This is a genomic window from Maribacter aquimarinus (assembly GCF_047345505.1).
Taxonomy (GTDB): Bacteria; Bacteroidota; Bacteroidia; order Flavobacteriales; family Flavobacteriaceae; genus Maribacter.
This window is the reverse complement of the sequence record NZ_JBLFEO010000006.1, coordinates 29629-54109: the sequence shown is the minus strand read 5'-3', so window position 1 is coordinate 54109 and position 24481 is coordinate 29629. Positions and strand designations below refer to the sequence as shown.

The 24481-nt window shown below is 51.1% G+C and carries 26 protein-coding genes; 9 read left to right on the top strand and 17 right to left on the bottom strand.

Annotation, left to right across the window (positions count from 1 at the left end):
- Positions 1-5 precede the first annotated feature (5 nt).
- Complete coding sequence (locus ACKWCC_RS06050) at positions 6-596, top strand: NUDIX hydrolase (protein ID WP_413995014.1); 591 nt, start codon at positions 6-8, stop codon at positions 594-596.
- Between the two features lie 55 nt (positions 597-651).
- Here ACKWCC_RS06050 and ACKWCC_RS06045 read toward each other — a convergent pair whose 3' ends face one another.
- From ACKWCC_RS06045 to ACKWCC_RS06030, 4 genes are all read right to left on the bottom strand, one after another.
- Positions 652-1053, bottom strand: coding sequence for a response regulator transcription factor (locus ACKWCC_RS06045; RefSeq protein ID WP_413995013.1), 402 nt, complete (start codon positions 1051-1053; stop codon positions 652-654).
- Positions 1046-2893: a PAS domain-containing sensor histidine kinase gene (locus ACKWCC_RS06040; RefSeq protein ID WP_413995012.1), complete on the bottom strand. Its 1848-nt coding sequence runs from the start codon at positions 2891-2893 to the stop codon at positions 1046-1048. Before ACKWCC_RS06040 ends, ACKWCC_RS06045 begins: the two co-directional genes overlap by 8 nt.
- A 191-nt stretch (positions 2894-3084) precedes the next feature.
- Positions 3085-3540 carry a pantetheine-phosphate adenylyltransferase gene (gene coaD / locus ACKWCC_RS06035; protein ID WP_413995011.1) on the bottom strand — a complete coding sequence of 152 codons (456 nt, stop codon included), beginning with the start codon at positions 3538-3540 and terminating at the stop codon, positions 3085-3087.
- 137 nt (positions 3541-3677) lie between these two features.
- Complete coding sequence (locus ACKWCC_RS06030; RefSeq protein ID WP_413995010.1) at positions 3678-4664, bottom strand: D-alanine--D-alanine ligase; 987 nt, start codon at positions 4662-4664, stop codon at positions 3678-3680.
- Positions 4665-4963: 299 nt separating this feature from the next.
- Here ACKWCC_RS06030 and ACKWCC_RS06025 point away from each other — a divergent pair, with 299 nt between their 5' ends.
- The 4 genes from ACKWCC_RS06025 (at position 4964) to ACKWCC_RS06010 (ending at position 7850) form a co-directional block, all read left to right on the top strand.
- Positions 4964-5551 carry a PASTA domain-containing protein gene (locus ACKWCC_RS06025; protein WP_413995009.1) on the top strand — a complete coding sequence of 196 codons (588 nt, stop codon included), beginning with the start codon at positions 4964-4966 and terminating at the stop codon, positions 5549-5551.
- Between the two features lies 1 nt (position 5552).
- Positions 5553-6584 (top strand): RluA family pseudouridine synthase, encoded by a 1032-nt coding sequence (locus tag ACKWCC_RS06020; RefSeq protein WP_413995008.1) that lies wholly within the window; start codon positions 5553-5555, stop codon positions 6582-6584.
- Positions 6585-6681: 97 nt separating this feature from the next.
- The gene (gene yaaA, locus ACKWCC_RS06015) at positions 6682-7443 is read left to right on the top strand and encodes a peroxide stress protein YaaA (protein ID WP_413995007.1); all 762 of its coding nucleotides are present in this window, start codon (positions 6682-6684) and stop codon (positions 7441-7443) included.
- 44 nt (positions 7444-7487) lie between these two features.
- Positions 7488-7850, top strand: a complete 363-nt coding sequence (locus ACKWCC_RS06010) for a hypothetical protein (RefSeq protein ID WP_413995006.1) — start codon at positions 7488-7490, stop codon at positions 7848-7850.
- 17 nt (positions 7851-7867) lie between these two features.
- On the opposite strand, the gene ACKWCC_RS06005 is transcribed toward ACKWCC_RS06010, so the two are convergent.
- Positions 7868-7996, bottom strand: coding sequence for a 30S ribosomal protein THX (locus ACKWCC_RS06005; protein WP_413995005.1), 129 nt, complete (start codon positions 7994-7996; stop codon positions 7868-7870).
- 202 nt (positions 7997-8198) lie between these two features.
- Here ACKWCC_RS06005 and ACKWCC_RS06000 point away from each other — a divergent pair, with 202 nt between their 5' ends.
- Both ACKWCC_RS06000 and ACKWCC_RS05995 read left to right on the top strand, forming a co-directional pair.
- Entirely contained in the window at positions 8199-8813 is a 615-nt protein-coding gene (locus ACKWCC_RS06000) for a uracil-DNA glycosylase family protein (RefSeq protein ID WP_413995004.1), read from the top strand.
- A 301-nt stretch (positions 8814-9114) separates the two neighbouring features.
- On the top strand, positions 9115-11661 hold the full coding sequence (locus ACKWCC_RS05995; RefSeq protein WP_413995003.1) for a phosphoenolpyruvate carboxylase: 2547 nt from the start codon (positions 9115-9117) through the stop codon (positions 11659-11661).
- 24 nt (positions 11662-11685) lie between these two features.
- Here ACKWCC_RS05995 and ACKWCC_RS05990 read toward each other — a convergent pair whose 3' ends face one another.
- From ACKWCC_RS05990 to ACKWCC_RS05935, 12 genes are all read right to left on the bottom strand, one after another.
- A complete protein-coding gene (locus ACKWCC_RS05990) occupies positions 11686-13179 on the bottom strand; it encodes a M20/M25/M40 family metallo-hydrolase (RefSeq protein ID WP_413995002.1) in 1494 nt (497 codons plus the stop codon).
- 169 nt (positions 13180-13348) lie between these two features.
- On the bottom strand, positions 13349-13567 hold the full coding sequence (locus ACKWCC_RS05985) for a hypothetical protein (protein ID WP_413995001.1): 219 nt from the start codon (positions 13565-13567) through the stop codon (positions 13349-13351).
- Entirely contained in the window at positions 13560-14330 is a 771-nt protein-coding gene (gene trpA, locus ACKWCC_RS05980; protein WP_413995000.1) for a tryptophan synthase subunit alpha, read from the bottom strand. The genes ACKWCC_RS05985 and trpA overlap by 8 nt, the downstream gene beginning before the upstream one ends.
- A gap of 62 nt (positions 14331-14392) precedes the next feature.
- On the bottom strand, positions 14393-15580 hold the full coding sequence (gene trpB, locus ACKWCC_RS05975; RefSeq protein WP_413995128.1) for a tryptophan synthase subunit beta: 1188 nt from the start codon (positions 15578-15580) through the stop codon (positions 14393-14395).
- A 120-nt stretch (positions 15581-15700) separates the two neighbouring features.
- Positions 15701-16426, bottom strand: a complete 726-nt coding sequence (locus ACKWCC_RS05970) for a phosphoribosylanthranilate isomerase (protein ID WP_413994999.1) — start codon at positions 16424-16426, stop codon at positions 15701-15703.
- The gene (gene trpC, locus ACKWCC_RS05965) at positions 16423-17205 is read right to left on the bottom strand and encodes an indole-3-glycerol phosphate synthase TrpC (protein WP_413994998.1); all 783 of its coding nucleotides are present in this window, start codon (positions 17203-17205) and stop codon (positions 16423-16425) included. The genes ACKWCC_RS05970 and trpC overlap by 4 nt, the downstream gene beginning before the upstream one ends.
- A 23-nt stretch (positions 17206-17228) precedes the next feature.
- Positions 17229-18227: an anthranilate phosphoribosyltransferase gene (gene trpD / locus ACKWCC_RS05960; protein ID WP_413994997.1), complete on the bottom strand. Its 999-nt coding sequence runs from the start codon at positions 18225-18227 to the stop codon at positions 17229-17231.
- A gap of 52 nt (positions 18228-18279) precedes the next feature.
- Positions 18280-18933 carry an anthranilate synthase component II gene (locus tag ACKWCC_RS05955; protein WP_413995127.1) on the bottom strand — a complete coding sequence of 218 codons (654 nt, stop codon included), beginning with the start codon at positions 18931-18933 and terminating at the stop codon, positions 18280-18282.
- A gap of 132 nt (positions 18934-19065) precedes the next feature.
- The gene (locus ACKWCC_RS05950) at positions 19066-20469 is read right to left on the bottom strand and encodes an anthranilate synthase component I family protein (RefSeq protein WP_413994996.1); all 1404 of its coding nucleotides are present in this window, start codon (positions 20467-20469) and stop codon (positions 19066-19068) included.
- 294 nt (positions 20470-20763) lie between these two features.
- On the bottom strand, positions 20764-21345 hold the full coding sequence (locus ACKWCC_RS05945; RefSeq protein WP_413994995.1) for a YceI family protein: 582 nt from the start codon (positions 21343-21345) through the stop codon (positions 20764-20766).
- 41 nt (positions 21346-21386) lie between these two features.
- Entirely contained in the window at positions 21387-22019 is a 633-nt protein-coding gene (locus ACKWCC_RS05940) for an NAD(P)H-dependent oxidoreductase (protein ID WP_413994994.1), read from the bottom strand.
- A gap of 9 nt (positions 22020-22028) precedes the next feature.
- Complete coding sequence (locus ACKWCC_RS05935; protein WP_413994993.1) at positions 22029-22475, bottom strand: MarR family winged helix-turn-helix transcriptional regulator; 447 nt, start codon at positions 22473-22475, stop codon at positions 22029-22031.
- A 258-nt stretch (positions 22476-22733) separates the two neighbouring features.
- Here ACKWCC_RS05935 and ACKWCC_RS05930 point away from each other — a divergent pair, with 258 nt between their 5' ends.
- Complete coding sequence (locus tag ACKWCC_RS05930; protein WP_413994992.1) at positions 22734-23045, top strand: rhodanese-like domain-containing protein; 312 nt, start codon at positions 22734-22736, stop codon at positions 23043-23045.
- Positions 23046-23102: 57 nt separating this feature from the next.
- On the top strand, positions 23103-24383 hold the full coding sequence (locus ACKWCC_RS05925; RefSeq protein WP_413994991.1) for a DUF2851 family protein: 1281 nt from the start codon (positions 23103-23105) through the stop codon (positions 24381-24383).
- Positions 24384-24481: the final 98 nt, after the last annotated feature.

Below are 24481 nucleotides of genomic sequence, written 5' to 3'. Positions count from 1 at the left end.
TGCAAATGTATAAAGTTTTTGTGAACGAACTTCCCCTAATTTTAACGAACAAGCTTTCAGACACGGAGAATGGGGCGTACTTTATGTTAAACCGGGAGGCCATCGGTTTGGCAATCAAATCCTTGAAAAAAAAGAAGATCGAAAAGGCCTTCATCTACCATCCCAACCACGAGGAAATACTGAAAAAATTTACCAAGGAAATACCGCTGATCGTAGCCGCCGGCGGAGTGGTCACAAATACCGCGGGCCAGGTGCTCTTCATTTACCGAAATGACAAGTGGGACCTCCCCAAGGGAAAGTTGGACAAAGGCGAATCCATAGAGGACTGTGCCGTGCGGGAGGTCATGGAGGAAACCGGGGTCAAGGACCTGAAAATTGAGAATTTCCTGCGCACCACCTACCACATCTTTACCAATAGGGGAACACATACCCTGAAGCAAGTGCACTGGTACGCTATGAAAACGGATTATGACGGTGAGTTGAAGCCCGAAAAAAAAGAGGGCATCCATAAAGTGAAATGGAAAGGGCCCAATAAGATTCAGAAAGCCCTGCAAAATTCCTACATGAACATCAAGATCTTGTTCGAGGGCGATTGAAACGGCAACTCTTGGCCCTGTGGCATCGGTTCCGGTTTTTTTGGCTCCCTGGGGTTTAGGCACCGACCATGGTCATCGCCGCAATGTCATGCTTTTTCAGGGGTTTGTTGTTGAAGGTGACCGTATGGTGGGTGCGGTTTCTAAAGTGCTCCCATTGCTTTGTGTCCCACGGGTCTATGGATGAGGTAACGATATTGATGCGTATCTTTTCTTCAATGTGCAGCTTTATGAAGGCTTCCAAGAACTGCCAGCCGTCCATTATGGGCATGTTTATGTCCAGAAAAATAACCTGTGGCAGTGCATCGCCCCGTTGCCATCTGGCCAGGATGTCCTCGAGCGCCAATTTTCCGTTGGCAAAGGTTTGCACGGACCGGTAGGTAACGGTCTGGGCCAACATTTTTTTTATGCCGAAGATGGTGATGGGGTCATCATCCACAATACTAATGTAATCAATCATACTGCTCAAAATATACATTGAACTTGGTGCCCTTTCCCACTGTGCTCTCCACCGTTATTTTTCCGTTCATGGCCTCCACTTGGTTTTTGGTGATGTAAAGGCCAATGCCCTTGGCGTTCCCACGGTCATGGAAGGTTTTGTTCATGCCAAACAGCTTGTTCCTGTATTTGGCCAGGTCAATGCCCAGGCCATTGTCCTCGATGCTCAGTACCACAAAGCCGTTTTCTGCTTTGGATGCCAGGGAAATGATCGGGTCCCGGTCTGGATGTTTGTACTTTATGGCATTGGTGAGAAAGTTGGTGAGGATGTTTTCCACGTACTCCGGGATGCCCTTGACCCACGCTGTCTTGTGAACCTTGTTCACCAGCGTGCACTTGTTCTTTAGGAGCATGGGCTGCAATTGTTTGGATATGGCGATCGTGGTCCTGGCCAGGTTTATCTCCTGTCGCTCCATGTCCACCCTGGTGGTAATGTTAAGCGCGTCGTTTAGATGGGCCAGGCTCTCCATGAGTCCGTCAGATGAGGCGATCAACATCTCCAAGATCCGGTTTTTTTCTTCCTCATCCTTTTCCATTGCCAGAAAATCCAACAGCATGGAGAAATTGGCCGAGTGCGATCTTAGATTGTGCGATACAATGTGGGCAAAGTTCAATAATTTCTTGTTCTGCAGCGAGGTTACGTCTATGAGTTTTCGGAGTTCCTTTTCCTTTTCCTTGAGGGCGGTGATGTCAAAACTAATGCCCAACAGCCCGTAGGCTTCACCAAGATCGTTCACCAAGGGAATTTTGCTCACCAAGAAATGGTGCTCCGCGTCGTCCTTTTTATGGCTCAGGACCTCCTCTCCAATGATGGGTTCCAGGGTATTGAGCACCTTCAGGTCCTGGTCGGTGTACTTTTGTGCCGTGGCCTCTCCATAGAGGTCAAAGTTGTCCTTGCCCAACAGCTCATCTTCGGAACCTGCGCCATGGTATTCACATTCTGCCTTGTTCACCAGGATTTTTTTGGAATCAAGGTCTTTGAGATATACATTTAGGGGAAGGTGGTCTACCAAGGTTCTCAGCAATTTTTCGTTTTTACGTACTTCCAGATCGGCCCGCACCTGTTTGTCTATATCCTGGAAGGTGCCAATGAGCCTTACCAATTTGTTTTTTTCAAAAACGGCTTTTCCCGCCGCCATGACCCATTTTTCTTCACCCTTGGCCGTAATGATCTGCAGTTTGTGCCTCCATGGAAGCCCTTGTTCCTTGGCCATGAAAAAGGCCAGTGAAATGGTGTTCTTGCTGTGTCCCTCCTTATAAAAATCAATGGCCTTGCCAACCTCTGGAACATAGTCCAAGGGCACTCCGTGAATTTTTTTGGTCATGGTGCACCATTCCAGATGATCGGTAAGGACGTTGTATTCCCAAAGCCCGGTTTTGGATATTTCCGATTGTTGGCGGAGCTGCGACTCTTTTTTCTGAAGTTCAATTTCCGCCAAAACGGACTCCGTAACGTTTCGTATCTCAATGATGGCGCCCAAAATGTTCTCTTCCTCGTCATACCAGGGCGTGCAGTGCCAAGCGTGCCACTGCTCGCCGTCTTGCCCATGGCGTACGGTTCTCAACCCCAATGGATTGCCCTGACCCTTGAAACAGTCTTGCAGCACTTTTTCCCATTTTTGTTCCAGGTCTTTGCAGACGGTGAAAATGGACTGCCCGGCAACGCCTGCCCGGGAGCGCGCATTAAGGTCTAACCAAGCATTGGTGGCGTGTACCACCCTAAAGCTCCGATCCACAAAAATAAGGGGAGAGGGCAGTTGCTTCATTAAATAATCAGTGACGCTGTACTGTAAGCCTTTCAAGATTTCCTAAATTTCTTACTAAACTATAGGAAAAATATTACAAATGAGGTGTTTTGTTGTGAAGACCTCCGTTCTTGTGGTATAAGTGCTGCCCTACCTCTGTGAACTAAGGCACTGCACAGGGCCATTGTTGTGGTTGTTGTGCGGTGGGCGCTACGCTTGTCCTCTTGGTCGCCACTGCTGCACAGGCTTCATAAAACCTTCACGGATGGGGGCACCAGCCCGGTGTAATCGCCTCCGTGGCGGATCACGTCCCGGACAATGGAAGAACTTATGTACGATTTGCCCGAGGAGGTGAGCAAAAAGACCGTTTCTATTTCAGAGAGGCTGCGGTTGGTATGGGCAATGGCTTTTTCAAATTCAAAATCTGCGGGGTTGCGCAGGCCGCGCAAGATGAACTGGGCATTTATTTTTCTGCAGAAATCCACGGTAAGCCCCTCGTAGGTGAGCACCTTGATCTTGGGTTCGTTGGAAAAAGCTTCGGTGATGAAGCGCCGGCGTTGCTCCAGGCTGAACATGTATTTCTTGTCCGCATTTTCACCAATGGCAATGATCAGTTCATCGAAAAGGGTGATGCCCCTGCTTATGATGTCGTGATGGCCCAGGGTCAAAGGGTCAAACGATCCCGGAAATATGGCTCTTTTCATAGTATCTGTCTTTTGGCAAGGTACTCATTTTACCTGATAAGCGATAGGTTACGTATTTTTAGGCTTTTTGTCCCTACCGACCCGCCGGTGGCCCAAATCCTTGACAAGGTCCTGTTGGCGCCCTTTGCACCTTCCCTTTAGGACATGGCCTCCAGGATGGCGTTTTCCAAAAGGGCGGCAAAGGGTATCCCGGCGGCCTTGGCCTGCTGGGGCAAAATACTCTCTGAGGTAAGGCCCGGGGTGGTGTTCATTTCCAAAAGATAGGGTTCATTGCCCACAAAAATGAACTCGCTCCGGGAAAACCCCTTCATCTTTAAAATCTCGTATATTTTCAGGGCCACGGCGCTTACCTTTTCTTCCTGTAAGGGACTGAGCCGTGCCGGGGTGATCTCTGTGGATTTGCCCAGATACTTGGCCTCATAGTCAAAGAAATCGGTCTCCGTGACGATCTCGGTAATGGGCAGCACCTTGGTCTGGCCCTGGTAACGAACCACCCCCACGGATACTTCCACCCCGTCCAGGTACTGCTCCACGAGCACCTCGTCATCATGCTCAAACGCACTTTCAACGGCCTTGGCCAGGGCCTCTTTCTTGTACACCTTGCTAATGCCCAGGCTGCTTCCGCTTTTGTTGGCCTTTACAAAACAGGGCAGCCCCACTTTTTGCACAATGGCCTCTTGGTCCACGGCATCCCCTTTATTGATGTAGTAGGATGTGGCACAGCGGATGCCATAGGGCTTCAAACTGCTTAAAAAGTCCCTCTTGTTAAAGGTCAGTGCGGCTTGGTAAAAATTGCAGGAGGTCTGTGGCAGGCCCAACAGCTCAAAATACGCCTGCAAGAGCCCGTCTTCTCCCGGGGTGCCGTGTATGGCATTGAAAACAACATGGAAATTCAGTTTCTCTCCTTCGAGGTGCAAAGAAAAATCGTCCTTGTTCACCGGATGTTCCCGGTTGTCATCATCCAGATAAAACCATCCCCTTTCCAGGATCAATATCCTGTAACAGGCGTACCGCTCTTTGGGCAAGTGTTCATAAACCGCATTTCCGCTTTTTATGCTAATGTCGTGCTCGTTGGAAAAGCCGCCCATGACAATGGCAATTCTTTTTTTGGTCTTGGCCTCCATGTTCTCTTTAGGTGTTGGTGCTGCGCATGAAGATGTAAAAATAAATGAATTGTTTTACACCAGGTTTTTTTCCCACCTTATTTAATGCTGATTTTTTTTAGGCCCATTCCCGGTTTCTTTTTTAAAATGGGGAAAGATGCCTTGGTCCTTTGGCGGGTGCGGCCGTGCCGTGGGCGGGTGGTTTTGGGCGGGGCATTTCTTGGCCTTTTTGCCCAAAAACAGAGGTGTGCCGGGAAGATGGACATCATGGCGTTACCCGTGTACCGGCATTTCTTATATTTGTGGCCTAATCAACATCGATGAAAACTTTCTTTAAATTTTTGGTCAGCAAGACTTTTCTGATCCAACTGGGCCTGGCCCTGCTGCTCTTGGTGCTATTGGTCTTTGGGGTGCTGCAATGGTTAAAGGGCAGTACCAACCACGGCGAATTTGTGGAGGTGCCCAATTTTTCCAAGCTCTCCGTGATGGAGATGAGAAAGGCCGTGGAAGCGGCCGGGCTGCGTTATGAGGTGTTGGACTCCGCCAATTACAATCCGGACTACCCCCGGTTTTCGATCATAGATCAAAATCCCATTGCGGGCACCAAGGTAAAGACGAACAGAAAGATCTATTTTACGGTAAACCCATCGGGGTACAAAAAGGTCACGGTGCCCAAGATCATACAGGTTACCAAGCGCAATGCCACCAGCATGCTGCGGGCGGTTGGTCTGGATGTGCAGCGGGTAACCTACATAGACCAATTGGGCAAGGACATGGTGTACTACATCAAGCACAAGGGCAAGGACATAAGGCCCGGTGACAAGCTTCCCAAGACCTCAAAGATAGAATTGGTCTGCGGTAATGGGGTGATCCCGGACTCCGCCGTCATCCAATCCCAATCCGAGTAAGATGGCCGAGCACCAAAACGGGCCCGACCTGGAGGATGACGGTGAGCTCTTTGAACACCACAGGTTCGTGGCCTCCAAAGGGCAAGAACCCCTTCGGGTAGATAAGTACCTGATGAATTTTGTGGAGCACGCCACCCGGAACAAGATACAGCAGGCGGCCAGGTCCGGACACGTTTGGGTAAACGGCAACCCGGTAAAGAGCAACTACAAGGTAAAGGCCGGCGATGAGGTCAAAGTGCTTTTTGAGCATCCGCCCCACGAAAACCTTCTGGTGCCCGAGAACATTCCCCTGGACATCGTTTATGAAGACCATTCCCTTCTGGTGGTGAACAAGCCCGCCGGGATGGTGGTGCATCCCGGCCACGGCAATTACAGCGGCACCCTGATCAACGGCCTGATCCACCATTTTAAGCACTTGCCCAACAATAGCAGTGAGCGCCCCGGACTGGTGCACCGTATAGACAAGGACACCTCTGGCCTGTTGGTGGTGGCCAAAACGGAAAGGGCCATGACCCATTTGGCCAAACAGTTTTTCGACAAAAGCTCTACCCGGGAGTACCTGGCCCTGGTCTGGGGCAGTCCCAAGGAAGATGCCGGTACCATAACGGGACATATTGGGCGCAACCCCAAGAACAGGCTCCAGATGCAGGTGTTTCCGGAGGGCGATGTGGGACGGGAGGCCGTGACCCATTACCGGGTGCTGGAACGCCTGGGATACGTCTCGCTCGTTTCCTGTACCCTGGAGACCGGGCGTACCCACCAAATACGGGTGCACATGAAATATGCGGGGCACACCCTTTTTAACGATGAGCGTTACGGGGGCGATAAAATCCTGAAGGGCACCACTTTTACCAAGTACAGGCAATTTGTGGACAATGCCTTTAAGTTATTGCCTAGACAGGCCTTGCACGCCAAAACCCTTGGCTTTGTGCATCCGGAGACCCAAGAGCCCATGCAGTTCAGTTCGGAATTGCCCCAAGATATGGCCCAGTGCCTGGAAAAATGGCGCAATTACGGTGCCCAGGGCCACTGAGGTGAACCATGCCCATGGCGCCCTTGAAACTCTTTTCCGGCCACTGTAGGCCATTTCATCTTTGCTTAGTATCTTTAGGGTTGCTAAATAGTAACCCATGAAAATTGTAGTCTCTCCCGCCAAATCGCTCAACTTGGTCCGCGCCTTGCCCACGGACGATCATACCATGCCGCACTTCTTGGACAAGGCCCAAAAGTTGAACAAGGTATTGAGCAAGAAAAAGCCCAAGGACCTCTCCGAACTGATGAACATTTCCGATAGTTTGGCCCAGCTGAATTGGGAGCGCAACCAGGCCTTTTCCGTTCCCTTTACCCCCGAGAAGGCCCGCCCCGCCGTGTTTGCCTTTAACGGGGACGTGTACCAAGGGCTGGACGCCTACACCCTGTCCACGGAAAAGTTGGCCAAGCTACAGGACATGCTGCGCATTTTGTCAGGGCTCTACGGTATTTTAAAACCTTTGGACCTCATGCTGCCCTACAGGTTGGAGATGGGTACCTCCCTCAAGGTGGGCAGGAAAAAGAACCTCTATGAATTTTGGAAGGAAGAGCTTACCCGGTACCTCAATGACGAGCTGCACAAGGATGAACTTTTTGTAAACTTGGCCAGCAATGAATATTTCAGTGCCATAGACAAGAAGGCCTTGAAGGTGCCCGTGGTCACCCCCATTTTCAAGGATTGGAAAAACGACAAGCTAAAAGTGATCAGTTTTTATGCCAAACGGGCAAGAGGGGCCATGGTGCGGTATATCCTGGATGAGGACATTGATTCCCTGGAAGGACTCAGGGGATTTGATCGGGACGAGTACCAATTTAGCCAAGAGCACACCCTAAAAGAAAACGAGCCCGTTTTTGTGAGATAGAATATTTTCCATTTTTTTACGTTTTTGGTACAAAGTGCCGCTTTATGAAAAAATCCATCTTAGGGCTGTTCTTGGCCGTCTGCCTTGTGGGCGCATGCGAAGATCGGGACGATGACCTCACCACTGCCGCCCTGAGGATCGGGAACTTGGGCAATGTCAATTTCACCACTGTACAGGTGGGGACCAAAGGCCCCATTTTTGAAAATGTTCCGGCGGGGGCATATTCAGAATATGTGGAGATGCCCGCTGTGTTTCGGGAAGATACCCTCTTTGTACAGGCAGATAGCGCCCAATTTTTCTACGAGCCCACCACGGTGGGAGACACACTGCCCCTGGGATTGTACACTTATGAATTAAGGGTATCGCCGGACGGGCGTCTCGATTTCAATTTTACCGTTGGCGATTGAGCGCCTCCCCAAAGGGGTCACTTTTTCTTTTCAACCTTTATTTTTTGCTCCACGCCGGGCTTTTTCTTGATTTTCCTGGGCCGTCTGGCGCCATGGGAGTTGTTGGCTATTTTTCCCCTTCTTGTTTTTTTGTCCCCTTTCCCCATATCCTAATTTTTTTGGATGTTCATTTTTTGTTGCCAAGCTTGTGCGGTGCCATTTCCCAAAGAGAACTGGTATGCACGCCCAAGCTGTCCTAAAGATACGAAATAGCTACCTTTAGGGAAAATGCGGTTTTCCATGGCCCAAGCCTCTTCGTCTTCCCCGTTCTTGCATACGCACCCGTACCCACCCTTTCTTTTTAAAGGCATGACCAAGCTGATCGTGGGCACACTGCCACCACCAAGGTTCACCACAAAAGGTTTAAAGCCGAGAGATGTGGATTTTTGCTATGGCAGCAGGGACGGGCAATTCTGGCCCATTATGGACAGGTTGTTCCAACTGAATTTGGAGTACGCCACCACGGCAAGCGCCGTGGAGCAGCGCAAAAGGTTTTTGAGGGAGCGGGGCATCGGCATCTGTGATATTGTGGCCTCTGCAAGGCGAAAAAAAGTGGATGCCTCGGATGTGGGGATGGAGGCGGTGGTGCTCAGGGATGTTCTGGGGGCGCTTCATGAACACCCTACGGTGCACACGCTTTTGTTCACCGGAGGCAACAGCAAGAACGGACCGGAATATTTCTTTAGAAAGCATTTGGCGGAGCACGGACTTCGGTTAACGTGCTTTTCCGACAGTGTGCCCCGTATCCACGGCTTTGTGCATCCCATTACCCAAAAAGAACTGCGCACCGTTTCGCTCACCGCACCCTCAGGGGCCGCCAATAGGGCCGTGGGGAGTTTGGAGGCCTACAAGGATTGGAAGCGCAGGCACCCCAAGGGCAGCACCATAGACTATAGGGCGGTGCAGTACAAACCCTTTTTTTAACCGCCAAGGGGGCATCTACTTGGCTTTGCGCCAGGGGCACAACCAAAAAGACCCTTCTTTTGGGAAGGGCCTTTTATCGAGAACACTATATGAAAATGAAAATTCTTTTTTTAAAGAACACTTCAAATGTATGGCGCTTTAAACCACCTCACCACTTTTTGTTGGGAAACCGTTTGTTTTTGTGGTGTAGTCAGGCTATTTTGTTATTTGGCGTATGGGATGCCCCTATTTTAAAAGGTATTGACGACCTTTACACCGGGTTTCGGTTATGCCCCGTAATATAAAAAAAGCAATAAATACTATGGCGCAAAGAGAGCGAATGGCGGAGTTTAAGAAGTCTGTCCAGAACAAATTCAACGTGTACAACAGCCTGTTCCTGAGCCTGCCCTATGCCGATGTGGAAAATGTGGGCATCTTGGTGCCCCTTCTTTTGGACCAGTGTGAGAAGGGACTCAAGGCGGGCAAGAACCCGCAAAAGATCTTGGCAGATTTCTTTACCCATTTCACGGATTGCGGCACGGAACGCGAGCAGTTGGATTTTATGTTTCGCATTATCCAGTACGTAGAGCGGCAGGTGGTGCTCTATGACAGTGTGGAAGACACCGCTTTTCCCAAATTGCAGCGCTACAGCGGCTCTACCACGATCAAGGACTATTTTCAGATGGTGAACCAGACCAAGAACTGGGACAAGATCGCCAAGCAACTCTCCATTTTCAGTGCCCGTATTGTGCTCACCGCACACCCTACCCAGTTCTATTCCCCTGCCGTATTGGACATCATTTCCGATCTGCGCGCCCTGTTGGACGAGAACCGAATAGACGACATAGACATTACCATGCAGCAATTGGGGCTCACCTCATTGGTCAATGCCAAAAAGCCCACTCCGCTGGACGAGGCCAAGAACATCATCTACATCCTCAGAAACACCTATTACAATGCCGTGGGACAATTGTTCCAATATGTGAAACGGCACACGGACCACCCCGGTTTTAACAATTACAACATCATTAAACTGGGTTTTTGGCCCGGGGGCGATCGGGATGGCAACCCATTTGTTACCGCAGACATTACCAATCAGGTGGCAGATGAACTGCGCCTTACCTTGATGAAATGTTATTACAACGACCTTAAGGCGCTGCGCAAAAAACTTACCTTCAAGGATTTGCAGGAGCCCTTGGCCGCGCTCAACACCAAGCTCTACAAGGCCATGTTCCAGGAGAATTACCTTGTTGGCTACCCAGAGATCATTGAAAAACTGGAAACGGTAAAGGCCATTTTGGTGCAGAAATACCATTCCCTCTACCTCAATGAGCTGACCGAGTTCATGGACAAGGTGCATATTTTTAAAACCCACTTTGCCAGTCTGGACATAAGGCAAGACCACAGCAAGCACCATCTGGTGGTGGAGACCGTATTGAAAAGGAAGGGCCTTATAAAGAACAGTCTGGACGAACTGGGTTCCGAGGAACTGGTGCACTGTCTGTTGCAAAAGAACCTGAAACTCAACGCAGCCGATTATTCAGAGGACATTGTCTCGGACACCATTGCCAACATACAACAGCTCAAGGCCATTCAGGAAAAGAACGGTGAGGATGGTTGCAACCGGTACATCATAAGCAATTCTGAAGATATATTTTCCGTGCTGTTCGTCTTTGGGCTCTTTAGGTGGTGCGGTTGGAAGGAGGACCAGATCACTTTTGACATCATTCCCCTTTTCGAGACCATGAAAGGGATGGACGCCTCGGAGGAGGTCATGCAGGCCTTGTTCAACATACCCGCTTATCGCGCGCATTTGGAGCGAAGGGGAAATGCCCATACCATCATGCTGGGCTTCTCGGACGGCACCAAGGACGGCGGTTACCTTAAAGCGAACTGGAGCATCTTAAAGACCAAGGAAACCCTGAGCAAGGTATGTAAGAAAAATGGGGTGGTGGCCAAGTTTTTTGACGGTCGAGGTGGTCCGCCGGCAAGGGGCGGTGGCAAGACACACCGCTTTTACGCGGCACAGACCAAGGACGTGGCCAATGACGAGATACAGCTTACCATACAGGGGCAGACCATTACCAGTACCTACGGGACCAAAGAACAGTTCATTCACAATGCGGAGCAGTTGCTCACCGCAGGATTGAGCAACAATCTGTATGCCAAGGACCATACCATCAGTGCCGCCCAGCGCAAATTGATGGAAGAACTGAGCGATCGGAGCTTTGCCAAGTACGATGCCCTGAAACAGCATGAAAAGTTCATTCCCTACCTGGAAAAAAGGAGCACTTTAAAATACTACACCAAGGCCAATATTGGCAGCAGGCCCGGCAAGCGGGGCAACAAGGCACAGCTCACCCTTTCCGATCTTAGGGCCATTTCCTTTGTGGGGTCCTGGAGCCAACTGAAGCAGAACGTTCCCGGATACTTTGGCCTGGGCACCGCCATTATGGAACTAAAGGAGCAGGGACGCCTTAAGGAAGTGAAAAAACTGTACCGGGAGGTACCCTTTTTCAGGGCCCTGATGCACAACAGCATGATGTCCCTGGCCAAGACCAATTTTAACCTTACCTCCTATATGAAGGACGATCCGGAATTTGGCGCGTTTTGGGAGATCTTGTACCAAGAGTACCAGTTGTCCGAAAAAATGCTGTTGCAGATATCCGGACAGAAGATCTTGATGGAAGATGAGGCCATTTCGCGCGAGTCCGTGAACATCAGGGAAAAAATTGTATTGCCCCTGCTGGTGATCCAGCAGAACGCCCTCTTCCACATTTCACAGGGGTCCCAGTACAAGGCACTTTATGAGAAGATCGTGACGCGTTCCCTGTACGGGAACATCAATGCCAGCAGAAATTCGGCCTAATGGGGCGGCCATTTTGCCGCCCCACTACGGAAGTGGGGTGGACAATAGGTTGTAAAACGCCTTGATGCCGTAGGCTATCTGCCCAATTTTCAGGTTCTCGTTGGGGCTGTGCTGGTTGTTGTCAGGGTTTACCATGGGCACCACAAAAGCGGGGATCTTAAGCTCGTTTATAAAAGGGGCTATGGGCACGGTGCCCCCCATGATCCTAATCTGCACCACGTCCTGGCCAAAGGCATTGGCCAGGGTGTTCACCAAGAATTGGCCGTGGGGATCGTCCAGCGCTGTTCTAAAGGCATCTGTTACCGGGCCCTCGGTCACTTTTACCAGTTTTTCATGGGCCAGGCGTTCCTGCACGGTGGGGGTCTCTGTTACCATATGAAAGCCTTGGGAGGCAATATGTTCTTTTACGAGTGCCTTTAAACGGTTTCCATCGGTTTCGGGCACCAAGCGGAGGTCCAGTTCGGCGGTGGCGCTGGCGGGCACAATGGTCCGGGCTTTCTCCCCGATCCACCCGGAACCAAGTCCCCTGATGTTCAAACTGGGATATTGGAGCGCTTCTTGGTAGTACCCGCCCACTTTTTCCGGGGTTTTAAAGGCCAGTTTCTGGGCAATGCCTTCCTCATTGTCCGGAACGCTTTTCAGCACGGCTAGGGTGGCATCGTCCAGAACAATGCCATCGTAGTACCCTTCAATGGTCACCCGGCCTTCCCCGTCCTTCATTCCGGCCAACAACTGCGCCAACTGAAATCCTGGGTTCGGGGCATAGTTGCCGTAGTGGCCGCTGTGCTGTGCCTTCAAGGGCCCGTAGGTGGTAATGGACATTCGGGTAATGCCACGGCAGCCATAGATCACGGTGGGCCTTTCACTGGCATGTACCGGACCATCGGCTATCAAAAGAAAATCGGCCTCCAACAGCTCGCGGTATTGTTTCACCGCCCGGGGCAGGGGCTTGCTTCCTTTTTCTTCCTCCCCATCCAAGATCACCTTGATGTTAAAGGGCAGGGTGGCACCCTCGCTCTGCAAGAGGTCCAAAGCATTGAGCAGCATCACAATGGGCCCCTTGTCATCCGATGTGGATCGCCCAAACAAGCGCCAATTGTAATTGATGTCTTCCGTAAGGTCATCAAAGGATTTGCGCTCCCAACCCTGTGCACTGGGTGCCTTGAGCACGGTTTCGTAAGGATTCTCCTGATCCCATTTTGAGGCATCAACCGATTGTCCGTCAAAATGCATGTAGATCAGCAGGGTGGGCTTGTCGTCCTCCATGGGCAAGGCGGCAAAGAAAAGGGGAATGTTTTCCGTGGGAAGCACGCTGGTATTGAAGCCACGGGCAGAAAAATTGCTTTTTAGCCAATTGATGTTGCCGTCCATATCATCGGGGTCCAGGGCATCGTTGGGAAGGGCAACAAAATTTCGCAGTTCGTTGATCGCCTTGCCCACCTGTGTCTTTATGGCGGTGCTGTCCTGCGCCTGCAGGGACAGCGATAGCAATAGAAATAAAACCAGTGGTCTTCTCATAGTTTTCATTGTTTATGGCACAAGATAATCAATTGTCCCTTTCTTTGGGCATGCCGTTTGCGCAAAACGGGAAAGCACTGTTTTAGGGGTTTGTGGTGTGCGGGTGGGCCCTTTCCCTGCCCTACGGCAAACAGGTTGTATGGGTCTGGGAACCATGGCCCATCTCCCCTTATTTTGTGGCAAGGGACAGGATGGTCTTCCTGAGCAGCAGGATCCAGGGAAACCCGTGGAAGACCACATCCAACCAGTCTTTTAATTCCATGCCCACGGCACCTCCCGCGATCCATTTAAACTTGCCCCACAGGTGCGGTTCCGGGAAAAAGGGGGCCAGCCCCAAGGTAAGGCACAGTAAGATCAGCAATTTCCAATCGTTCAGAAATTTATTCATTGGACCTTATTTTTTGGATGAAATGCGGAATGCCCTGCACGCCGTGCTCGGTAAGGTGCTTTATAAACGCCGAGCCAATAATGGCCCCTTTGGCGGTCTTGGTGGCCTGTTGAAAGGTTTCTGCATCCTTTATGCCAAAGCCCACTACCTGTGGGTTTTTTAGGCCCATGGCCGATATTCTCTGAAAATAGGCCTCCTGTTCCGCGCCAAAGCCCGATTTGGATCCGGTGACACTGGCAGAGCTCACCATGTAGATGAACCCGTCCGAAGCTTCATCAATCTGTAAAATCCTTTTGTTGCTGGTCTGTGGTGTGATCAGAAAAATATTGATGAGCCCATATTTCTTAAAAATGGCCGCGTATTCTTCCTGGTACACATCCAAGGGAAGATCGGGCATGATGATGCCGTCAATACCGATCTCGTGGCACCTTTTGCAAAAGGCTTCCACACCGTATTGCAGCATGGGGTTAAAGTAGCCCATGGCAATGAGGGGTATGGACACGGTGTTGCGAATGTCCTTGAGCTGGTGAAAGAGCATCTCGGTGGTCATCCCATTTCTCAGGGCAGCGGTGGAACTTTGCTGTATGGTGGGGCCATCTGCCAAGGGGTCGCTAAAGGGCAGGCCAATTTCCAGCATGTCCACGCCTTGCGCTTCCAGAGCGGTGATGATGGGTACGGTATCTTCCAATTTGGGGTAGCCCGCGGTAAAATAGATGGAGAGGAGTTTTTTGTTCTCCTGCATTTTTTTGTTGATTCTGTTCATGACCAAAAAGGTTGGATGGATAAATCTAAAGGCATCTTCGGGGGACAATGCCTTTGCGCTCCCTATAGTTGAAAGTAATCGATATAGGTCTGTAGGTCCTTGTCCCCACGACCGGAGAGGCCAATGACCACCACATCTTCGGGCCCAAACCTCTTGTGCTGGAAGATGGCAAAGGCGTGTCCGGTCTCAATGGCGGGGATAATGCCCTCCAATTGGGAAAGCTCCAGGCCTGCCGTCATTGCCTCATCATCGGTGGCCGAGTAGAACTCTGCCCTTCCCGAGGTGTACAGATGGGCGTGCATGGGCCCCACACCGGGATAGTCCAAACCGGCCGAAATAGAGTAGGGCTCGGTGATCTGCCCGTCTGGCGTTTGCATTAGCAAGGTCTTGCAACCGTGAATGATCCCCACCTTGCCCAGGGCAGAGGTGGCTGCGCTCTCTCCCGTGTTTACCCCCTTGCCCGCCGCTTCCACGGCAATGATGCCCACACTGGGCTCGTTGAGAAAATGGTGGTAGGTGCCGGCGGCATTGCTGCCCCCTCCAATGCAGGCCACTACGTAGTCCGGAAGTTCACGTCCTTCCTTTTCCAGCAGCTGCCACTTGATCTCTTCAGATATGACCGATTGAAAACGGGTGACCATGTCCGGGTAGGGGTGGGGCCCAATGGCAGAACCGATGATGTAATGGGTGTTCACCGGGTTGTTGATCCAGTCCCTGATGGCTTCGTTGGTGGCATCCTTTAGAGTCCTGCTGCCGGAAAGGGCGGGACGCACCTGGGCCCCCAGCATTTTCATCCGCGCCACATTGGGGGCTTGGCGGGCAACGTCCACCTCGCCCATATAGACAATGCACTCCATGCCCATCAAGGCACAGACGGTGGCCGTTGCCACGCCGTGCTGCCCGGCGCCGGTTTCGGCAATGATGCGGGTCTTTCCCAACTTCTTGGCCATCAAGATCTGGCCAATGGTGTTGTTTACCTTGTGGGCGCCGGTATGGTTCAGGTCTTCCCGTTTTAGGTACACCTTGGTGCCGTGCTTTTGGGACAGGCGCTTGGCGAAATACAAGGGGGAGGGCCTGCCCACATAGTCCCTTAAAAGTTGTTGAAACTCCTTCTGGAAAGACTCCGTGTACATGATGTCCAAATACTGCTGCCGCAACTCCTCCACATTGGGGTAGAGCATTTCCGGGATAAAGGCCCCGCCAAAGGTGCCGTAGTACCCCCGTTGATCGGCATGGAAGCCGCCCAACATCTTTTTAGGGTCCGTAATGTTCATTTCTCTTTTCATTTTCTTTTTTCTTTTTCAATTAAGGACAATTCCCTGTTGCAGGTACCGGTTTTATCCCAAGCTTTTCTCGTGCTTCTTTTTAGATTACATTGGGCCCTCCCGGGTCGCGGTGCCCTCTTGCCAGCCCATACCAACCATAAATTGCGTTAAACGGGTCACGTTCTTTTCCCCTGGAGCGGTTTCAAATTTACTGTTCACATCAATGGCATGGCAGTATTTTGCTTCCGGCCTCTTTAGAAATTCCTTGATCTGGCCCTGCTGTTCCAGCCCTATGCCACCGCTCAAGAAGTAGGGTTTTTGGGAGGGATATTTTTCCAGCACCTTCCAATTGAAAGTATAGCCATTGCCACCGGGCAGTTTACCCTTGGCATCGAACAGAAAAAAATGCACCACTTCTTCATAGGCTTCCAGCTGGTGAAAATTGAACTGGTCCTTGATGGGGAAGGCCTTGATCAGTTGCACATGGGGCATGGCCATTTGGAGCGACCTGCACATTTCAGGGGTTTCGTTTCCGTGCAACTGCACCAACAGGAGGCCGTGCATGGCGGTGGTGCGCGTTACCGTTTCCTGGGGCGCGTTTACAAAGACCCCCACCTTTTTCACGGTATGGGGCACGGGCGGCATCTGCCCCTTAAAGTTCCGCTGGGAGCCCTCCCAAAAGATAAACCCCAGATAATCGGGTCTTAGGCCGGCCACTTGGGCGGTGTTATGGAGCATGCCGCAGACCTTTAGCTTGGGTAGGCCGCCCTTGGGGCGCAAGGCATCCGGGTTGCGGGGCGGGGTGTTGGGGTAGTTGTGGTCCATGCTCATTTCAATTGGTCAATGAAATCTTTTGCCGCTTTTCCGGGACGCCCGGTTTTCATAAAATTCTCTCCAATTAAAAAGCCTTGGTATCCGTAAGGGGCAAGGTCTTGTATGGCCTGCACCGTACTGATGCCGCTTTCGGATACCTTCACAAAATCGTCCGGAATCTTATCGGCCAAGGTCTTGCTCGTTTCCAGGCTTACGTTAAAGGTGGTCAGGTCACGGTTGTTCACGCCCAGCATGTCCAAACTGGGCATGATCGCTTTCTGTAGCTCGGCCTGGTTGTGCACTTCCAACAGCACTTCCAGACCCAAGCTTTGGGCAAATTCGGAGAGGTGCTTTATGGCGGCCCGGTCCAAGACGGCGGCTATGAGCAAGATAACATCCGCGCCGTGGGCCTTGGCCTCCAGCAATTGGTACTCGTCCACAATGAACTCTTTTCGCAACAGGGGCATGGCCACCGAGGCACGGGCCAGCAGCAGATCTTCCAGGGAACCACCAAAATACTTGATGTCCGTGAGTACGCTCATGCCACAGGCACCGGCGCTTTCATAACCCCGTGCCACTTGGCCCACATTGGTGTTTTGGTTGATGGTCTTTTTGGAGGGCGATCGCCTCTTGTGCTCTGCAATGATGCCGTTGCCCTTCTTCCTAAGGGCGGTGCTGAGGGAGGCCCCCCTTCTGTTAAAAAGCGCACTTTGCTCCCATTGGGAAGCCGGAACCACCTGTTTCTTCAAAGCAATTTCCTTATGCTTGTCCGCCACTATTTTAGCGAGTATGTCCATATCCTTGTTCGGCTTTTTGTAGCTCAGGCTTCCCTGCTCAATTCTTGCAATTTTCTAAGGGCGGCCAACCCCTTGCCGCCCAGTAGGGAAGCCTTGGCCTTTTCAAAGCCTTCCCTTGGGGTGCATTTTTCCACGGTGGCAATGGCCACACCGGCATTGGCACAGACCACGTTGTTCTGTGCCTCCGTGCCCTTTCCGTTCAATACGTTCATAAAAATCTGGGCAGATTGGGCAATGTCGTCCCCGCCCGCAATACTTTCGGCCGTTATGGGGCTTAGCCCAAAATCATCTGGTTTTAGGATACCCTCGGTTCCGTTGGATATGGTCTTGGTGTTTCCTGTAAGGCTAATTTCATCATAACCGTCCAAGGCGTGCAAGACCGTAAAATTTTTATCCGTGTTCTGGTAGAGGTAACCGTACATTCTGGCCAGCTCCAGGTTAAAGACCCCCACCATTTGGTTTTTGGGAAAAGCGGGGTTTACCATGGGCCCCAACATGTTGAAAAAGGTCTTTACGGCCAGTTCCCGCCGTATGGGCGCCACGTTCTTCATTGCCGGGTGGAACAAGGGGGCGTGGAGCACGCAAATCCCGGCCTTGTCCATACATTTCTTGAGAAAATCTGCCTTATTGCTAAAGGCAATGCCCAGAAACTCCATGACGTTGCTGCTGCCGCATTTGGAGGAAACACCGTAATTGCCGTGTTTGGTGACCTTGATGCCCGCCCCTGCGGTAACAAAGGAAGACAGGGTGGAGATATTAAAGGTATCCTTACCGTCCCCGCCGGTGCCACAGAGGTCAATGGGGTTGTAGTCCGAAAGGTCCACGGCCACACAGAGTTCCAAAAGGGCATCGCGGAATCCCTCCAGTTCGGCAATGGTGACGCTGCGCATCATGTAGACCGTGAGAAAGGCCGCGATCTGGCTGGTGTTGTAATCGCCCTTGGCAATGTTCACCAAAATGGATTTGGCATCCTGTTTTTCCAGGATTTCGTGGTTAATGAGTCTGTTCAGTGTTTCTTTCATGACATGCTGGTCTGCGGTCTTCCCCAAAGGAAAGTTTGTTGGCTTTGGTGGTTTAGTTGGTTTGTTTGTTCCTTAGCTCGAGCACCTGCCTTTCACTGGCGGGGGGCTGCAACCAATTTTTTAAGATGTGCTTGCCCTCCGGGGTCAAGACCGATTCCGGATGAAACTGTACCGCCCTTACATCATGGGTCTTATGTCGCAGGGACATGATCTGGCCGTTCTTGTCCACGGAGGTGGCTTCCAGCACCGATGGCAAATTGGGGTGCACCACCCAAGAATGATAACGGCCCACCATGATCTCGCGCGGCAGTCCGTTAAAGATGTAGTCGTTCTCCGTAATGGTAATGGCCGTGGCCACCCCATGGTACACTTGGTCCAGGTTGGTGAGGCTGCCCCCATAGACTTCGGCAATGGCCTGCTGGCCCAGGCAGACCCCAAAAATACGTTTGTGGGGGCCATAGGTTTCAATGATTTTCTTGAGCAGGCCCGCTTCTTCCGGAATTCCGGGCCCCGGGGACAGCACTATGGCCTCAAAGGCATCTACCTCTTGCAGGGTCAGTTGATCGTTTCGTTTTACGGTAACCTGGCCACCCAGCTCTTCCAGATAGTGCACCAGGTTATAGGTAAAACTGTCGTAATTGTCCAACATTAAAATGGATGCGGTCCCAATAGGTTCCTTAGTGGCGGTACGGGTCTGTTCTTGCATTTCAGTGTTCTTGCCCATTTTCTATCTGTTTAAGGCCATCTCCATAAGGGCCAATTGGGTTGTGTTGCTTTTTAAGGGCGTGGGTAGGTGTGGTTTCTTGAATGGCATGGTTCACTTTTTTTGTCAATGGGGCTAGGGCACCACGGTCTGGGCAATGTCCAGGGCCTTGTTCAGTGCCCCCAGCTTGTTGTAGGTTTCCTGTAGTTCATCTTCCGCATCGGAGGCCGCCACTAGACCGGCCCCTGCCTGGAAATGCAGGGTATGGTCCTTGCTCAGAAAGGTCCTGATCATGATGGCGTGGTTAAAATTGCCCTTAAAGTCCATAAAACCTATGGCACCGCCGTAGTAGCCACGGCTGGTCTTTTCATATTTTTCAATGAGCTGCATGGCCTTGTGCTTCGGGGCGCCGCTCAGGGTTCCGGCCGGGAAGGTGTCTGCCACCACTTTCAGGGTGTCAATGTCCGGTTTCTTGATGCCGGTTACCTTGGAGACCAAATGGATCACATGCGAAAAAAACTGGACTTCCCGGTAGGTTTCCACCTTCACCATATTGCCGTTGCGGCTAAGATCGTTCCGGGCAAGGTCCACCAGCATCACGTGTTCACTGTTCTCCTTGTGGTCTCCGGCCAATTTTTTGGCCAGTTCCGCATCCTTTTCGTCGTTGCCGGTGCGCTTGTAGGTGCCCGCAATGGGGTGGATCTCTGCCTTGTTGTCCTTCACGATGATCTGTGCTTCGGGCGAGCTCCCAAATATCTTGAAATCGCCATAATCAAAAAAGAACAGGTAGGGAGAGGGATTTATGCTGCGCAGGGCCCGGTACACATTAAACTCATCGCCCTTGAAATCTTGGGAAAACCTTCTGGAAAGTACCAATTGAAACACATCGCCGCGCTGGCAGTGCTGCTTGGCCTTGGCCACCTGCTCTTTAAATTCCCCGTCTTCCAGATTGGTCCTCACGGTGCCCTTCTTGGAGAAATTGTAGGAAGCAAAGTTACGCACCTTGAGCACTTGTTCCAGTTCCGGGATATTGTTTTCCGTGCCGTGACAGTGGGCAAAGAGGTAGGCTTCGTTTTTAAAGTGATCAATGGCTATGATGTTCTGATAGACGGCATAGTACATGTCCGGCACGGCAATGGACCCTTCCTTTTGGGCGATGTCCACATCCTCAAAATAACGAACCGCATCGTAGGCCATAAAACCAAAGAGCCCATTGGTGATGAACTTTACGTCTTGGTCTTGCACCTTAAAGGCAGCGCCAAACGCCGAAATTTCACGGATAACGTCCACCGAGCCCGTAATGGCCATAGTTTGGGTGGTGCCATCGGGATAGCTCTTTACAATGGTTTCATTGGCCACTTTTATGAAAGCGATGGGATTGCAGCAGATGTAGGAAAAGCTGTTGTCATTGGCATGGTAGTCACTGCTCTCCAGTAAAAGGCTGTTGGGAAAGCGGTCCCGGATCTTGAGGTACACGCTTACCGGGGTAATGGTGTCTGCCAGGATTTTTTTATAGTGCGTTTTCAGTTCAAAAGTCATCTGTTCGGATATGCTGGGTTTGGCGCTTTAAATAGAAAAAGGCCTGTCGTGAAGACAAGCCTTGATATGTTCATAGGGGGATGGCGTCACGAGGGCTGTCGTAATGGAATCCACCACCAAATGTTTTTTGTCGTTTTCATTGAACCAAATATAGAAAGGAATTTTTGCCCCACAAAACTTCGGCCCACAAAAATAAAAATCCCCCTAAAGGCCTAGGGGGATTTTTGGTGCTGTGCCTTCCGTTTTTGGGAGGGCGCCATCGTGCCCCATCGTTTGGCAAAAACGGTAGCCGGTCTATAGGGCCAGATCTACCACAAGGTCAAACTCGTCATAGATGGTCTTGTCCCCAAGGTTGTCAAAAAAGCTGCCCGACCCATAGCGAACGTTAAATTTGGAACGATCTATTTTAATGGAGGCGGTGGCCTTGTCCTGGAACATGGAAATTACAAAGGTCACGGGCTTGGTAATGTCCTTAATGGTCAGGTCTCCTTGAACGGTGTAGGAGTTTTTGCCAAAACTCTCGGCCGAGGTAATGACCAATTTGGCCTCGGGGTGGTTGGCCACGCCAAAGAAATCGTCAGATTTCAGGTGCCCTTCCAATTTTTCCTTGCCTTCACCGGCCTTGAGATCGGTAACGGTCAGGGAGTTCATGTCCACCACGAATTCGCCTCCCGTCAATTTCTTTCCGTCCATGACCAAATGGCCAGATTTCAAGGCCATGGTGCCCGCGTGCTCACCGGTTACCTTGTAGCCTTTCCAAGTAATGGTACTTTCCGCAGCCTTTACGGGAACTTTTTCTTCTTCGGTGTAGGTGTTGGCCGTTGCCGTAACTCCAAATACCATGGCCAAGGCCAAACTTAAAACTGTTTTTTTCATTTTTCTTCTTTTTAAATGGTTTCTGTTAAAATTAAGGGTGTTTATATATGGGTAATTAAATCCTCTTTGCGGTACCTTACCTTAGGGTAGTGCTGTGTGGCATCTTCGTGGGACCTGTAGCCCACCGCCAGCACCACGGAGGCGCTTTGGTTTTTTTCGTTCAGCCCCAGGATCTCATTGTACTTCTCGGGCTCAAAGCCCTCCATGGGGCAGGTGTCCAATTGAAGTTCGGCGGCAATGGTCATTACATTGCCCAGGGCCAGATACACTTGGTTGGAAGCCCAATGTTGCTTGTCTGCATTGCTCATGGGCATGAGCTTGGACTTCATGAAGGCCCCGTAGCCCTCAAGGCTTTCGTGGGGGGTCTGGCGAATGTCGCTCACATTTTTCAAATAATTGTCCACCAGGTCTTCCTTGAAATTGATGTGGCTGGCAAAGACAAGCAGGTGCGAGGCATCCGTTATCTGTGACTGGTTCCAGGAATGTGGTTTTAGCTGTTCTTTTATTTCTTGTTTCTCCACCACATAGACGTGATAGGGCTGTAGCCCGTAGGAAGAGGCACTTAGCCTGGCCGCTTCCAGTAGGGTGTTCAGGTGCGCCTCACTGATTTTTTTGTCACTGTCGAACTTTTTTGTGGCATAGCGCCAGTTCAATTTATCCAATACGTTGGTCATTCCGGTACTTTAAAATTTGTTTAATAATTCGTTCAGTTCCTGTAATTCACTGGCCTTGAAATTCCCTACCACCTTGTCTTCCAGGGCAAGGATGATGCCATCTATTTTTTCCAGCTCCTCCAGTCCCGAGCGGGTAATGGAAATCTCCACCTTGCGGCGGTTGTGCCGGCATATTTCTTTTTGCACCCAGCCCTTGCCCATCAACTTATCGACCAAACGGGTGGTGTTGCTCATCTTGGTCACCATGCGCTCGTTTATGGTCTGCAGGTTGGCGGGCTTTCCTTGTTGCCCCCTTAAGATACGCAGCACGTTAAATTGGGGCAGGGAAATGTCGAAAGGTTTCAAGGCCGCCATCATCTGCTCATTGATCTTGTTGTTTATGAGCGATAAATGGATGAGCGTACGCTTCTTGAGCGGAATCTCCTTGGTGGTCTTTATGGCTGCTTCAACATTCATGTAACAACAACTATTGTTGGTACAAATGTATGGTGCATTTCCATTTGTCCAAGCCACTGGGGCACTAAATTTTTGTTAAAATATGGCCCGCAACCAAAAGGGCATCGGGCCAGGGGTCGGTTTCATTGGCCGGAAGTTCCCTCCCAATGAAGCATGGGCCCCGTAAAGGGTGGTTTTGATGTGTTTTTTTCGGATGCCCGTGGCAAGCGGTCTTGCTTCATCAAAAAAGAATTATTTTTGAAGCCTAAAACGATAATTATGGCAGATTTGACACAATTGGAATGGGCCGAGCAGCTCAAAAGCGATGAAAACGCCGCCATTTTGGATGTGCGCACCGAGGAAGAACTGGAGGAGGGCCGCATTCCCAATGCGATGCACCTGGACATTTACAAGGGACAGGAATTTGTGGACGGGTTGGAAAAGTTGGACAAGTCCAAGAGCTATTACGTCTATTGCCGCAGTGGCAACCGCAGTGGACAGGCCTGTGCCATCATGGACAGTATGGGTTTCCAAAAGGCCTATAACCTAAAAGGTGGTTTTATGGAGTGGCAGGGCGAAGTGGCCCCCTGATCGGGCAATTCGTGCAAAAAAGGGTTCCAAAACCCTCATTTTTCTTATTTTTAGTGCATGCGCGAAGATCTCCTGCACTTTGTCTGGAAACACGGTAAGTTCCCCCAGGATAGCTTGGTCACCACCACGGGCGAACCCATTGAGGTGGTCTCCCTGGGAACCCACAACCATTTGAGCGGGCCTGATTTTTTCAACGCCCAATTGCGCATATCCGGGCAACTTTGGGCGGGAAACGTGGAGGTGCACATCAGGTCTTCGCACTGGTACGCCCACAAGCACGAGACCGATGCCAAGTATGCCAACGTGATCCTGCACGTGGTCTGGGAGCACGATCGGGAAATTGTGGGTGGGGACGGTAATTTCCTGCCCACCTTGCAGCTCAGGGACCATATTCCAGAAGCACTCTTGGACAGGTATGAGCGTCTTTTTAAAGGACAGCGGAAAACAGATGTCAATTGCCGGACGGACATAAGGAACGTTCCCGAATTTTTATTTCAGAATTGGCTGGATCGTTTGTACTTGGAACGCTTGGAAGGAAAGTCCACACGGGTAGAGGCCCTCTTGAAGGCCTCGCACAACAATTGGGAACAGGTGCTCTTTGTCTTGATGATGGAGCGTTTTGGTTCAAAAATAAACGGCCCCCACTTTCACCAAGTGGCCACCCACATTCCCTTTGTCCTTGTCCGTAAACTGTACGGGCAGCCGTTACAAATGGAGGCGCTGTTCATGGGGATGGCCGGCCTGTTGGAACGCGGTACCGTGGAAGATGAACACTATCTGGCCCTACAAAGGGAGTTCCGGTTCTTGAAGCACAAGTATGGACTGGAGCTTCCGGTAACCGGCCCACCGGAGTTCTTTGGGCTTAGGCCGGCCAATTTCCCCACCGTGCGCCTGGCCCAACTGGCAGCTTTCTATGCGCATCGCCAAAATGTCTTCCAAACCTTGATGGATGTTGGCAGGGCAACGCTGGCAGACTTGTTCGCCGTGCCCCTGTTGCCGTATTGGGACCACCACTACAACTTTGGGAAACCATCGCGCAAGCAAAAAAAGAGGATTTCTGCTCGTTTTTTGGACCTGCTGGTCATCAACGTACTGGCACCCTTGGGATTTTGCCATGCCCGCCACCTAAAGGGCACGGCAACACAGCCCGTTTTGGACCAAATGGAGGCCATAGCGGCAGAGCAGAACAGTATCCTTAAAAAATATGCCGATTTGGGCGTGCCCCCGGCCAATGCGAAAGAGGCACAGGCCATGCTGCAGCTCTACCAACAGTATTGCACCCAAAACAAGTGCCTGCAATGTGCGGTTGGAGCCCAATTATTGCAGGGAAAGTCGTAATTTTGTCCAAGTGAGGATGGATCACGATCCCTGATGCCGAGCAAAATGTCCATTGGCACAAGCGGGGCGTCACGGTTACCTTAAAAAGTGGTCATTGG